This is a genomic window from Isoptericola sp. NPDC019482 (assembly GCF_040632295.1).
GTDB lineage: Bacteria > Actinomycetota > Actinomycetes > Actinomycetales > Cellulomonadaceae > Isoptericola.
This window is the reverse complement of sequence record NZ_JBEYBQ010000040.1, coordinates 23,633-36,012: the sequence shown is the minus strand read 5'-3', so window position 1 is coordinate 36,012 and position 12,380 is coordinate 23,633. Positions and strand designations below refer to the sequence as shown.

The following is a 12,380-nucleotide window of genomic DNA, read 5'->3' as shown; positions in this document are numbered from 1 at the left end:
GCCCCGTCGCGTGCGGCGGGGGCCTGGGTGCGTGGCGCACCCCCCCCACCCACCACCCCCCCCCGCCCCCCCCACAACGGGTTCCGGTGATGCGGCGGCGGTGGACCTGGTCGTCACGACCGGCGGGGTGTCGGCGGGGGCGTCGGACGTCGTGCGGGCGGTGCTGGACGCCGACGACGCGCGGCTGGCGGAGGTCGACGTCGCCGCCGTCGCGGTGCGGCCGGGCCGCCCGCAGGCGCTGGCCCGCTGGCGGGGGGTGCCGTGGGTGGCGCTGCCCGGCAACCCGGTGAGCGCATTCGTGTCGTTCGCGCTCTTCGTGCGCCCCGCGCTCGCCGTCCTCGCGGGGCGCGAGCCCGCGCGCCCCGTCCTGCGCGCCGCCGCAGAGGCGTGGCCCAGCCCGCCGGGACGCACGCACGTCGTGCCGGTCCGGACGCTGCCGTCGGGCGCCGTCGCGCGGGCCACGGCGCCGGGCGCCGACGACCGGACGGGCGGCCACGCGACGTCGGCCCTGCTCGGGGCGGACGCGCTCGCCCTCGTCCCGCCCGACGTCGAGAAGGTCGAGGCCGGCGACGAGCTCGACGTCCTGCCCCTCGACCTGCCGTTCGGCGCCGGGGCCTGACGTGGCCCCCGACGGCGCAGCCCCCGTATCGCCCGACGTCCGGCACGACGCCGTCGTCCTCGCCGGCGGGCGTGCCACGCGGCTCGGCGGCGTGCCCAAGCCGACCGTGGTGCTCGACGGCGCCACCCTGCTCGACCGGGCGCTCGCCGCGACCCGCGACGCCGGCCGCACCGTCGTCGTCGGCCCCGACCCGGTCGTGCCGCCCGGCCGCCAGGTGCTCGTCACGCGCGAGGACCCGCCGTTCGGCGGGCCGGTGGCCGGGCTCGACGCCGGCCTGCGGGCCCTGGACCGGCCGTCCGGTCCGGACGCGCCGCCGTGGGTGCTCGTGCTCGCCGTGGACGTGCCGCGGGCGGGCGACGCGGTGCCGCTGCTGCGCGCCGCCGTCGCCCGGCCAGGCCCTGGCTCCGACTCCGACACGACCGCCGCCGACGGCGCGTACCTGGTCCGCGACGGCCACGCGCAGTGGCTCGTCGGGCTGTACCGTCGCGACGCCCTGCGCCGCGCCCTGGACGGCCTGGCCGCAGCGGGCGGCGTCGCCGGGCTCACCGGGGTGCCGGTGCGCCGGCTGGTCGCGGAGCTGTCCTGCGTCGAGGTCCCGGACGACGACGCGGTGAGCGCGGACGTCGACACCTGGGACGACCTGCGACGGCTTACGGTAGGACTCCACACAGGAAGCCACACGGTCGTGGCCGCACCGACCGCACCGCCCGGGAGGACACCGATGACCGACCAGACTCCCCCCGCCACCCCCCGCAGCGCGGAGCCCGGCTCCAGCGTGCTGGACCGGTGGGTGGACGCCCTCGAGGCGGAGCTCGGGCTGCCCCCACGCAGCGTGGACGTCGGCGCGGTGCTCGACCTCGCGCGCGACGCCGCGCACCAGGTCGCGCGGCCGGCAGCGCCGGTCACCGCGTACGCCGTCGGGTACGCGGCCGGGCTGGCCGCCGCACGCGGCGAGGCGTCCGACGCGCTCGACCGCGCGACGTCGTCCGCGCTCTCCTGGCAGGACCCGGGCCCCGGCGCCGTGTCCGTCACCGAGACCGGGGCGGGGAGCTGATCGGATGACGACCGTCTCCCTCGGGATGCCGCGCCTGCCCGGCGTGGGCGTGCCCGACGTGCGGCTGCCTGCGGACCGGCCGGCCACCGGCGGGCTGGTCGACACGTTCGGCCGGGTCGCGACCGACCTGCGCGTCTCGCTCACCGACCGCTGCAACCTGCGCTGCACGTACTGCATGCCGGCCGAGGGTCTGCCGACCCTGCCGAAGGACTCGGTGATGACGCGCGAGGAGATCGTGCGGCTCGTCGGGATCGCGACGCGCGACCTGGGCGTGCGGCAGGTGCGTTTCACCGGCGGGGAGCCGCTGCTGCGCCGCGACCTCGTCGACATCGTGCGGGAGTGCGCCGCACTCCCGCAGCGCCCGGAGCTGAGCCTCACGACCAACGCCGTCGGGCTGGACTCCCGCGCCGCGGCGCTGCGCGAGGCCGGGCTGGACCGCGTGAACGTCTCGCTCGACACCCTCGACCCGGACACGTTCGCCACCCTCGCCCGGCGCCCGTTCCTCGAGCGCACCCTCGCGGGGATCGACGCCGCGGCGCAGCAGTTCGACCTGGTGAAGATCAACGCGGTGCTGGTGCGCGGCGTCAACCTCGACCACGCGGCCGAGCTCCTGGCGTGGTGCCTCGAGCGCGGCTTCGAGCTGCGCTTCATCGAGCAGATGCCGCTGGACGCCGACCACGCGTGGGACCGCGCCGCGATGGTGACGGCGGCGGAGGTGCGCGAGCAGCTCGGCACCCGGTTCGCCCTGGAGCCCGACGAGGAGCCGCGCGACGGCGCCCCCGCGGAACGGTTCGTCGTGCGGGACGCGCGGGGCGACCGCCTGGGCCGGGTCGGCATCATCGCGTCGGTCACGGAGCCGTTCTGCGACGACTGCCGCCGCACCCGCCTCACCGCGGAGGGCGGCGTGCGCGACTGCCTGTTCGCGCACACGGAGACCGACCTGCTCGGGCCGCTGCGCGCCGGGGCCGACGACGCCGTGCTGGCCGACCTGTGGCGCACCGCCATGTGGGCCAAGCAGGCCGGGCACGGCATGAGCGACTCGGGCTCCGGCACCGACCTGGACAGCTCGGGGTTCACGCAGCCCGAGCGCACCATGAGCGCCATCGGAGGATGACGATGACGGATCAGCTGGAGACGACGCAGGCCATGGAGCAGACCGTCGCGCTGCGGTACTTCGCCGCCGCGCGCGCCGCCCTCGGGCGCTCGGAGGAGACGCTCGCCGTCCCGCCGGGCGCGACCGTCGCCGACGTCGTCGCCCGCCTGGCCGCCGCGACGCCCGCGGCCGGGCCCGTGCTGGGTCGCTGCAGCGTGCTGCTCGACGGCCGCCGGGCCGCGCCGTCCGACGTCGTGCCGGACGGCGCGAGCCTCGACCTGCTGCCGCCCTTCGCGGGCGGCTGACCGTTCTCGAACCCGGTCGGGTCAGCCCGCGCGGTGCGCGCGGATCGCGGCGGCCGCCTGCGGCAGCACGTCCGTGAGGTCGCCGACGACGGCGAAGTCGCAGATCTCGAAGATCGGCGCCTCGGGGTCGGAGTTCACGGCCACGATCACCTGCGACGCCTGCATGCCACCGCGGTGGTGCGGCGCGCCGGAGATGCCCGCGCCCACGTAGAGGCGCGGCGCGATGGTGACGCCCGTCTGGCCGATGTAGCGGTCGAACCAGCCCTCGAAGACGGCGTCGCGCGACGCGCCGACCGCCGCGCCGACCGCGTCGGCGAACTCCTCGACCGGGCCGAAGTCGCCGCCGGTGCCGCGCCCGCCGGCTACCACGACTGCGGCCTCCTCGAGCGTCGGGCGGCCCGGGGCACGCTCCTTGACCTCGCGGGAGGTGACGACGACGCCGGCGGTGCCGGGCAGCTCGACAGGCAGGGCGTCGACCTCGGTCGCGACCGCGGCCGCCGCGGGCTCGGGCACGACGGCGTTGGCACGCACCGTGAGGACGGCGACGTCGGCGGTGACCACGCACCGCGTGTCCCAGGCGCCGGCGAAGACGCGCTTGCCGGCCACGATGCGGCCGTCGGCGTCCTCCCCCACGGCGGCGGCGTCGATGACCAGGCCCGCGCCGAGGGCGTGCGCCGCCAGGGCGGCGGCCTCCTTCGCGCCGAACGTGGCGGGCGCCAGCACGACGTCGGCGTCGGTACGCCGGACGGCGGAGGCGAGCGTCGCGGCGACGACGGAGGGCAGGTGGCGGGCGCCGTCGCCCCCTCCGGCGGCGAGCACGTCGGTGGGCACCTCGGCCTGGTGCACCGTCTCGACGCCGTACGCGCCGAGCTGGGCGAGCGCCTCGACGGTCGGCGCCTCCAGCGTCACCGCCTCGACGCGGCCGAGGCCCCGCGCGATCGTGAGCAGCTCCAGGGCGCTGGAGCGCACCTCGGTGGCGGGGTCCAGGAGGACGAGGACGGTGCGGTTGCGGGTGGGCTCGGTCGATGTCGTCACGGTCGCGTCCTCTCAGACCAGCTCGTTGCGGATGAGGTACTCGGCCAGCGCGGTGCCGCCCTCGCCCTTGTCGACCACCAGCTCGACCTCGGGGCGGGCGGGGCGCGGCTCGGCGGAGACCGCCTCAGTGCGCGCGCCCGCGGTGCCGACGGCGGCGGGGTCGAGGCCGAGGTCGGCGGCCGACCACGCCTCGATCTGCTTGGTGCGGGCCGCCATGATCAGCTTGAAGTTCGGCATGCGCGGCGTGTTCGCGGTGTCGGCGACGGACAGCACGGCCGGCAGCGGCGCGGCGAGCGTCTCGGTGGCCTCGTCGGTCTCGCGCGTGACGGTCAGGGTGCCGCCGGCGACGTCGACCTTCTTCGCCAGCGTGAGAGCCGGCCGGCCGAGCTCGGCCGCGACGAGCGCCGGGACCACGGAGCCGAGCCCGTCGAGGGCGGCCATACCGGTGATGACGAGGTCGACGGGCGCGCCGTCCGCCTCGAGTCGCCGCACCCCGGCCGCGAGCGCCGCGGCGGTGCCGAAGTAGTCCGAGCCGGCCAGCGCGTCGTCCGTGACCCGCACCGCGCGGTCCACGCCCATCTGGAACGACTTGCGCAGCGCCACGTCGCCGTCCGCGGGCGCGACCGTGAGGGCGACGACCTCGCTCGCCGCACGCTCGTCCTCGGGCAGCGCGTCGAGGATCCGCAGCGCCGCCTCGAGGGCGTTCTCGTCCAGCTCGTTGAGGGTGCCGACGCCCGGGTCGCGGTCCACGCGACAGTCCACGAAACGTCGGTCCGCGTTGATGTCCGGCACGTACTTCACGGCGACGACGATGCGCACGGGCGCGACCTCCAGCTCACGGTGGTGACGGCGGCCGCAGACACCGCGACCGACGGTGCCGAGCCTACCCGCGGCCCTCCCCGGACCGGCCCCGTGTCCGCGGGCGCAGGAGTGTGACGCCGCCTACGGTCGAGGGATGCGGATCGACCTCACCGGCAGGACGACGCTCGTGCCCGGACCGACGCAGGCCATCGGCCTCGCCGTCGCCCGCGGCCTGGCCTCGGCGGGGGCACAAGTCTGGATCGACGGCCGCTCGCAGGCCTCCGCCGCGCGGGCGCTCGACGAGCTCGCCCGGGACGTCGAGGGGTTCGAGGGTGCGTCGACTGTCTCGTCCGCGACCACCGTCGGCGCCGTGCGCGTCGACGACGGGTACGTGGGCTCGGTCCTGCCCTGAGCCCGACCCTGGGCGTTCCCCACCTGCGCCCGCGCGGCTGTCGGCGACCACGGGCACCATGTCCCCCATGGAGGCCCCCATGGAGTCGCGACCCAAGGTCACACCGCTGACGCGCCCGACGGCGCGCCGCAGCCACGTCCCGCCGCTCGGGGTGCACCCGACGCCGGACGGCGGGGTCGACGTCGCCGTCGCGGCGGCGCACGCGGACGCGGTGGAGCTGTGCCTCATCGACGTCGTCGAGCCGCACCGTGACCCCCACGATCCCGCGCGCTACGCGGAGCGGAGGATCCCGCTCGACGGCCCGGTGTACGGCGTCTGGCACACCCACGTGCCGCACGTGCGGCCGGGGCAGCGGTACGGCTTCCGTACCTACGGCGCGTGGGACCCGGAGGCGGGGCACCGGCACAACCCGGCCAAGCTGCTCGTCGACCCGTACGCCCGCGGGCTCCTCGGCGACCTCACCTACGGTCCCGAGACGCTCGGCGCCGTGGGGGCGGTGGTCGACCCCGACGACCCCGACTCCCCGGCGGGCCGGTCGTGGGTGGCCGAGCGGTACGGCGCCGCCGACGACCGCGACTCGCTCGCCTTCGTGCCGCACTCCGTCGTCGTCGCGTCCCACCCCGGCCCGCCGCCGCTGAGCCGCCCACGCGTGCCCTGGGCGGACACGGTGATCTACGAGGCGCACGTCAAGGGCCTCACCGCGACCCACCCGGACGTGCCTCCCGAGCTGCGCGGCACCTACGCGGGCGTCGCGCACCCGGCGACGATCGCGCACCTGACGAGCCTGGGCGTCACCACGCTCGAGCTGCTCCCGATCCAGGCGTTCGCCAGCGAGCCGCACCTCGTCGCCCGCGGGCTCACCAACTACTGGGGCTACCAGACCCTCGGGTTCTTCGCCCCGCACGCCGCCTACGCGACCCGGGCGGCGCGCGAGGCGGGCCCGGCCGCCGTCCTCGACGAGGTGCGCGGCATGGTGCACCTGCTGCACGACGCGGGCATCGAGGTGCTGCTCGACGTCGTCTACAACCACACGTGCGAGGGCGGCGACGACGCGCTGCACGTGAGCTGGCGCGGCCTCGACAACGCGGGCTACTACCTGCACGACGGCGCGTCGCCGGCCGCGCTGGCCGACGTCACCGGCACGGGCAACTCGCTCGACTTCCGCCGCCCGCGCGTGGTGCAGCTCGCCCTGGACTCGCTGCGCTACTGGGCCGAGGTGGTGGGCGTCGACGGGTTCCGCTTCGACCTGGCGGTCACCCTGGGCCGGGGTGACCACGGCTACACCCCCGACCACCCGTTCCTCGTGGCGCTGCAGACCGACCCGGTGCTGAACAACCTCAAGCTGGTCGCGGAGCCGTGGGACGTCGGGCCCGGCGGCTGGCAGACGGGCAACTTCCCGCCGCCCATGGCCGAGTGGAACGACCGCTTCCGCGACGCCGCGCGCGGGTTCTGGCTCGACGCCGCGCGCGAGGGGTCCCACGGCCGGCCCATGCACGGGCTGCGCGAGCTCACCACCCGCCTGGCGGGCTCGGCCGACCTCTTCGGCCACTCCGACCCGCCGCTGGCGCGGGGGCCGGTGGCGTCGGTCAACTACGTCACCGCGCACGACGGGTTCACGCTCGCCGACCTCGTCGCCTTCGACCACAAGCACAACGAGGCCAACGGCGAGGACAACCGCGACGGCTCGGACCACAACCTGTCCTGGAACCACGGCGTCGAGGGGCACGCGCCCGGCGCCGAGGACGGGGAGGGCGCGGGCGACACCGGCACCGAGCCGTGGTCCGCCGTCGTGCCGCTGCGGCGGCGCTCGCAGCGCAACCTGCTCGCGACGCTCCTGCTGTCCGCGGGCACCCCCATGCTCACCGCCGGCGACGAGCTGGGCCGCACCCAGCGCGGCAACAACAACGCGTACGCCCAGGACAACCCGATCTCGTGGATCGGGTGGGACCTCGAGGACGCCGCGCGCGACCTGCTGGACACCACGCGCTTCCTGGTGGGGCTGCGGCGCGAGCACGCCGCCCTGCGCGCGGACTCGTTCTTCCTCGGCTCGCCCCGCCCGGGCGAGGACGAGACCGACCTGCTCTGGTTCGCCGCCGACGGCGCGCCCATGGACCGCGACGCCTGGGCGGTGGCGGGGCGCCGCGTCCTCCAGATGCTGCGGCCCGGGCCCGACGACGGCGACGCGCACGTGCTGCTCGTCCTCAACGGCGGGCTCGACGACGCGGAGGTCACCCTGCCGCCCGCGCCCGGTGGCGGGTCGTGGGAGCGGGTGTGGAGCTCCGCGTGGGACCGGCCCGAGGCGCTCGACGACGAGGCCGAGGACGTCGTGCTCGATTCGCTCAGCGTCGAGGTCTTCCTCGGGCGGTAGCTACAGGAGCCCGAAGTCCTCCAGGTCGAACGCCGTCGAGATCGCGCGGGCGAGGTCCTCCTCCTGGTCGTCGAGGAGGAAGCCGACCTGGCGGCCGATGCGATCCACGGGGACGGTCTCGATGTTGTCGCAGTTGACGACGCACGAGTGATCGATCCCGTTGCGGGGACCGACGGGAACCTCCACCGACAGGCCCTTCGCCGTGCTGGTGATCGGCACGACCGTGAGGTGCGACATCCGGTCACGCACGCCAGGGCGGGTGAGAACGACTGCGGGGCGCGGCTTCTCCAGGTGGACGATGTGGATCGGTCGCATTAGTCGAGGTGGTCCCAGCTCGAGTTCTTCTCCACCCAGCGCACCATGTCCGCGAGCTCGTCGTCCTCCGGTCTCATCGCCGCGTAGATCTGCGCGTCCCGCTCGGCGAGCTGCCGCCGCACCTCGCGGCGCAGGGCGCGCTCGACGGCGGAGGCGCGACTCCGCGTCTTTCCCTCGGCCACCTGCTGGTCCACCCACGCGACGAGCTCGTCGGGCAGGCGGACGGCGATCTGCGTCGTCATCCCAGAACGGTACCGCTTCGGGATGCACGGCGTCGAGGGTGCCGTCGGTCCCCGTACCGCCCGAGAGCGCACCACCCGCTCGCCCTGTTCACGCCGCGTCCCAGCTCTGCCAGACTGCGCGCATGGATGCTGACGTCGTCGTCATCGGTGGGGGCCTGTCGGGGCTCGTCACGGCCACGGAGCTGACCGCCGCGGGTCGGCGGGTGGTGCTGCTCGACCAGGAGCCGGAGGCGTCGTTCGGCGGCCAGGCCTGGTGGTCGTTCGGCGGGCTGTTCCTCGTCGGCTCGCCCGAGCAGCGCGCGATGGGCGTGCACGACTCCGCCGACCTGGCGTGGTCGGACTGGCTCGGCTCCGCACAGTTCGCCCCCGGCGCGGACCGCGGCGAGGGCCCCGACCGGCACGGGTACGCGTGGGCCCGGCGGTTCGTCGAGTTCGCCGCCGGCGACCTGCGGTCCTGGCTGCACGACAAGGGCGTGCGCTGGTTCCCACTGGTGCAGTGGGCCGAGCGCGGCGGGTACACCGTGGGCCACGACGACAGCAGGACCGAGCACGGCAACTCCGTGCCCCGCTTCCACGTCACCTGGGGCACCGGCCCCGGGATCATCCGGCCCTTCGTGGAGGCGGCGCTCGCCGCCCGCGACGCCGGCCTGCTCGACCTGCGCTTCCGCCGCCGGGTCACGGGACTCGTCACCACCGGCGGGCGGGTCACCGGGGTGCGCGCCGACCTGCTCGCGGACCAGCCGCTCGCCGGGCTGCCGTTCGGCGGCCGCGGCACGCCGTCGAACCGCGACGTGGTGGGCAGCGAGGAGATCGCGGCGGGCGCCGTCGTCGTCGCGACCGGCGGCATCGGCGCCAACCACGACCTGGCGCGCGCGCACTGGGACCCGGACGCCGGGACGCTGCCCGAGCGCATGCTGTCCGGCGTCCCGGACTCGACCGACGGCCTGATGCTCGGCATCGCGGCCGAGGCCGGCGCCGCGCTGGTGCACGAGGACCGCATGTGGCACTACCCGGAAGGCATCGCCAACCACTCGCCGGTCTGGACGAACCACGGCATCCGCATCCTGCCCGGACCGTCGTCGCTGTGGCTCGACGCCGACGGCGGCCGCCTGCCCGCCCCGCTGTTCCCCGGCTTCGACGCGCTCGGGGCGCTGCAGCACGTGACGCGGCGGGGCGACGACCACTCCTGGTTCGTGCTCAACAAGGCGATCATGGAGTCGGAGTTCGCCCTTTCCGGGTCGGAGCAGAACCCGGACCTCACCGGCAAGGACGTCAAGCTCCTCGCGCAGCGGGTGCTGCCGCGCGCCGTCGGGCCGGTCGCGAAGTTCGCGGCCGAGTCGCCCGAGTTCCTCTGGGCCGACACCACCGACGAGCTCGCCGCGAAGATGAACGCGCTCGTCGAGGCGACGCCCGGCTCGACGGGCCACGTGGACCCGGCCGCGCTGTCCGCCCTCGTCGCGGCCCGCGACGCCCAGGTCGCCTCCGGCCTGGGCAAGGACCCGCAGGTCGTGGCCACCCGCGCCGCCCGCGACTACCGGGTCGACAAGCTCATCCGGGTCGCGAAGCCGCGCCCGCTGACGACGCCGAAGGACGGCCCGCTCCTCGCCGTCCGGCTGTCGGTGCTGACCCGCAAGACCCTCGGCGGCCTGTGGTGCGACCCGTCCGGCCGCGTGCTGCAGGCCGACGGGTCGGTGCTGGAGGGGCTGTGGGCCGTCGGCGAGGCCGCCGGGTTCGGCGGCGGCGGCGTGCACGGCCACCGCGCCCTGGAGGGCACGTTCCTCGGCGGCTGCCTGCACACCGGCCGTACCACCGGACGGGCACTGGCCGCGGACGCCTGACGCCGCCGTCGTCCTCCCGCGAGGTCGTTCCTCCCGCGGGGTAGTTCACACCCTGCCGAGGTAGTTCGAACCTCCGCGAGGTAGTGGACCAGACCACTACCTCGGCGCGAGTGGAACTACCTCGCGGTGGGTGGGACTACCTCGACTGCGGGCGGGTCCCCGCGCGCCGAGCTGACCGCCTGGCTAGCGTGGAGGCCGTGACGTCTCCGCAGCCCACGCCGCACGTGCCCATCGGACGGATCCCCGTCCTGCAGCTCTCCCCCGTCGTCGAGGGAGGGCGCTGGCCGGCGAAGGCGGCGGTCGGAGAGGTGGTGCCCGTCGAGGCCACGGTGTTCCGGGAGGGGCACGACGCCGTCGGGGCCACCGCCGTCCTCCTCGCACCGGACGGCACGGTGCACTCCGCCGCGCCGATGACCGACGTCGCACCCGGGCTGGACCGGTTCCGCGGCTTCCTGCAGCCCGACGCTCCCTCGGACGGCGCGGCCGACTGGTCGTTCCGCGTCGAGGCGTGGTCCGACCCGTACGGCACGTGGTCCCACGACGCGGTGATCAAGTTCGACGCCGGGCAGGACGTCGACCTGGTGCTCGCGGAGGGGCGGCTGCTCTTCGAGCGCATCGTCGCGCCGGCGCTCCAGGCGACCCGCCCCGCCGCCGACGCCGCCGCGCTGGAGGCCGCGGCCCGCGAGCTGGCCGACGCCACGCGCCCGCCGGAGGCCCGGCTCGCGATGGCGATGACGGCGGCGGTCAAGGACGCGCTGCGCCGGAACCCGCTGCGCGACCTGGTGACCGCGAGCGCCGCGTACCCGCTGCGCGTGAGCCGCCCGCTCGCGCTGGCCGCTGCCTGGTACGAGCTGTTCCCGCGCTCCGAGGGCGCGACACGGGGACGAGGGAAGGCGGGCAAGGTCGGCACGGGCCGTTCAGAAGGATCATGGCGCTCGGGCACGTTCGCCACGGCGGCGAAGCGGCTGCCGGCGATCGCGGAGATGGGGTTCGACGTCGTCTACCTCACCCCCGTGCACCCGATCGGCACGACGTTCCGCAAGGGCCGCAACAACACCCTGGACCCGCAGCCGGGCGACCCGGGCAGCCCGTACGCCATCGGCTCGCCGGACGGCGGGCACGACGCGATCCACCCGGACCTCGGCACGGAGCAGGACTTCCGGGACTTCGTCGCCGCGGCACGGGCCGAGGGCCTGGAGGTCGCGCTCGACCTGGCGCTGCAGTGCTCCCCCGACCACCCGTGGGTCACGGAGCACCCGGAGTGGTTCTCGGTGCGCGCGGACGGCACCATCGCGTACGCCGAGAACCCGCCCAAGAAGTACCAGGACATCTACCCGCTGAACTTCGACCGCGACCCCGAGGGGCTCTCGGCGGAGATCCTGCGGATCGTCGAGCTGTGGATCGACCGCGGGGTGACGGCGTTCCGCGTCGACAACCCGCACACCAAGCCGCTGGACTTCTGGGAGTGGCTGCTCTCGGAGGTGCACGCCGCGCACCCCGAGGTGATCTTCCTGTCGGAGGCGTTCACGCGGCCCGCGATGATGCAGACGCTGGCGCGGATCGGCTTCCACCAGTCGTACACGTACTTCACCTGGCGGAACACCAAGGAGGAGGTCGAGGAGTACCTCCAGGAGGTGTCCGGCCCGCAGGGCTCCGTGCTGCGCCCGTCGTTCTGGCCCACGACGCACGACATCCTGCCCCCGTACCTGCAGCACGGCGGGGTGGCGGGCTTCGCCGTCCGGGCCGTGCTGGCAGCGCTCGGCTCTCCGACCTGGGGGATCTACTCGGGGTACGAGCTGGTGGAGAACGTCCCCCGCCCGGGCGTCGAGGAGCAGATCGACAACGAGAAGTACGAGTTCAAGCCGCGCGACTGGTCCCAGGCCGACGTCATCGGCGTCTCCACCCTGCTGCGCCGGCTCAACGAGATCCGGCGCGCGCACCCGGCGCTGCAGCAGCTGCGCGACCTCACCGTGCACCCGACGACGAACGACCAGGTCGTCGCGTTCTCGCGGCGCGTGCGGGCCGAGCACCTGCCGGCGGCGGGCCGGCCGGGCGCCACGCAGGACGACGTCGTGCTGGTGGTGCTCAACCTGGACCCGTGGGGCACGCAGGAGTCCACGGTGCTGCTCGACCTGGAGGCGCTCGGGCTCACGCGGCCCGACGGGGTGGAGGACCAGGCGTTCTTCGTCGCCCACGACGAGCTGTCGGGCGCGACCTACCCGTGGGGCGCCCACCCGTACGTCCGCCTCGACCCGCGCGAGCAGGTGGCGCACGTCCTGACGATCGGGCTGGCATGAC

At 75.4% G+C, this 12,380-nt stretch carries 12 protein-coding genes; 8 read left to right on the top strand and 4 right to left on the bottom strand.

Annotated features, from left to right (window positions below):
• Window positions 1–100: 100 nt before the first annotated feature.
• Genes ABZ493_RS19160 through ABZ493_RS19145 form a run of 4 tightly spaced genes read left to right on the top strand, consistent with a single transcriptional unit; the run spans window position 101 to window position 3,071 of the window.
• The gene (locus ABZ493_RS19160) at window positions 101–619 is read left to right on the top strand and encodes a molybdopterin-binding protein (protein ID WP_430583719.1); all 519 of its coding nucleotides are present in this window, start codon (window positions 101–103) and stop codon (window positions 617–619) included.
• Between the two features lies 1 nt (window position 620).
• On the top strand, window positions 621–1,673 hold the full coding sequence (locus ABZ493_RS19155) for a DUF6457 domain-containing protein (protein ID WP_430583718.1): 1,053 nt from the start codon (window positions 621–623) through the stop codon (window positions 1,671–1,673).
• A 4-nt stretch (window positions 1,674–1,677) separates the two neighbouring features.
• Window positions 1,678–2,787, top strand: coding sequence for a GTP 3',8-cyclase MoaA (moaA, locus tag ABZ493_RS19150; protein WP_430583717.1), 1,110 nt, complete (start codon window positions 1,678–1,680; stop codon window positions 2,785–2,787).
• 2 nt (window positions 2,788–2,789) lie between these two features.
• Window positions 2,790–3,071, top strand: a complete 282-nt coding sequence (locus tag ABZ493_RS19145; RefSeq protein WP_430583716.1) for a MoaD/ThiS family protein — start codon at window positions 2,790–2,792, stop codon at window positions 3,069–3,071.
• 21 nt (window positions 3,072–3,092) lie between these two features.
• Here the strand turns inward: ABZ493_RS19145 and ABZ493_RS19140 are convergent, their stop codons facing one another.
• Window positions 3,093–4,106, bottom strand: coding sequence for an FAD-binding protein (locus tag ABZ493_RS19140; protein WP_430583715.1), 1,014 nt, complete (start codon window positions 4,104–4,106; stop codon window positions 3,093–3,095).
• Window positions 4,107–4,118: 12 nt separating this feature from the next.
• The gene (locus ABZ493_RS19135; protein ID WP_430583714.1) at window positions 4,119–4,925 is read right to left on the bottom strand and encodes an electron transfer flavoprotein subunit beta/FixA family protein; all 807 of its coding nucleotides are present in this window, start codon (window positions 4,923–4,925) and stop codon (window positions 4,119–4,121) included.
• A 136-nt stretch (window positions 4,926–5,061) separates the two neighbouring features.
• Here ABZ493_RS19135 and ABZ493_RS19130 point away from each other — a divergent pair, with 136 nt between their 5' ends.
• Entirely contained in the window at window positions 5,062–5,319 is a 258-nt protein-coding gene (locus ABZ493_RS19130) for a hypothetical protein (protein WP_430583713.1), read from the top strand.
• A gap of 79 nt (window positions 5,320–5,398) precedes the next feature.
• A complete protein-coding gene (gene glgX, locus ABZ493_RS19125) occupies window positions 5,399–7,687 on the top strand; it encodes a glycogen debranching protein GlgX (protein WP_430583712.1) in 2,289 nt (762 codons plus the stop codon).
• On the opposite strand, the gene ABZ493_RS19120 is transcribed toward glgX, so the two are convergent.
• Both ABZ493_RS19120 and ABZ493_RS19115 read right to left on the bottom strand, forming a co-directional pair.
• Window positions 7,688–8,002 (bottom strand): type II toxin-antitoxin system PemK/MazF family toxin, encoded by a 315-nt coding sequence (locus ABZ493_RS19120; protein WP_430583711.1) that lies wholly within the window; start codon window positions 8,000–8,002, stop codon window positions 7,688–7,690.
• A complete protein-coding gene (locus tag ABZ493_RS19115; protein ID WP_430583710.1) occupies window positions 8,002–8,244 on the bottom strand; it encodes a ribbon-helix-helix domain-containing protein in 243 nt (80 codons plus the stop codon). Before ABZ493_RS19115 ends, ABZ493_RS19120 begins: the two co-directional genes overlap by 1 nt.
• 122 nt (window positions 8,245–8,366) lie before the next feature.
• On the opposite strand from ABZ493_RS19115, the gene ABZ493_RS19110 reads away from it, so the two are divergent.
• Both ABZ493_RS19110 and ABZ493_RS19105 read left to right on the top strand, forming a co-directional pair.
• Entirely contained in the window at window positions 8,367–10,082 is a 1,716-nt protein-coding gene (locus ABZ493_RS19110; protein ID WP_430583709.1) for an FAD-binding dehydrogenase, read from the top strand.
• A gap of 188 nt (window positions 10,083–10,270) precedes the next feature.
• Window positions 10,271–12,379: an alpha-1,4-glucan--maltose-1-phosphate maltosyltransferase gene (locus ABZ493_RS19105; protein WP_430583708.1), complete on the top strand. Its 2,109-nt coding sequence runs from the start codon at window positions 10,271–10,273 to the stop codon at window positions 12,377–12,379.
• Window position 12,380: the final 1 nt, after the last annotated feature.

Coding starts and splice junctions, on each gene's coding strand:
- ABZ493_RS19130 (WP_430583713.1), top strand. CDS start 5,062: ATGCGGATCGACCTCACCGGCAGGACGACGCTCGTGCCCGGACCGACG.
- ABZ493_RS19145 (WP_430583716.1), top strand. CDS start 2,790: ATGACGGATCAGCTGGAGACGACGCAGGCCATGGAGCAGACCGTCGCG.
- glgX (WP_430583712.1), top strand. CDS start 5,399: ATGGAGTCGCGACCCAAGGTCACACCGCTGACGCGCCCGACGGCGCGC.
- ABZ493_RS19110 (WP_430583709.1), top strand. CDS start 8,367: ATGGATGCTGACGTCGTCGTCATCGGTGGGGGCCTGTCGGGGCTCGTC.
- ABZ493_RS19115 (WP_430583710.1), bottom strand. CDS start 8,244: ATGACGACGCAGATCGCCGTCCGCCTGCCCGACGAGCTCGTCGCGTGG.
- ABZ493_RS19120 (WP_430583711.1), bottom strand. CDS start 8,002: ATGCGACCGATCCACATCGTCCACCTGGAGAAGCCGCGCCCCGCAGTC.
- moaA (WP_430583717.1), top strand. CDS start 1,678: ATGACGACCGTCTCCCTCGGGATGCCGCGCCTGCCCGGCGTGGGCGTG.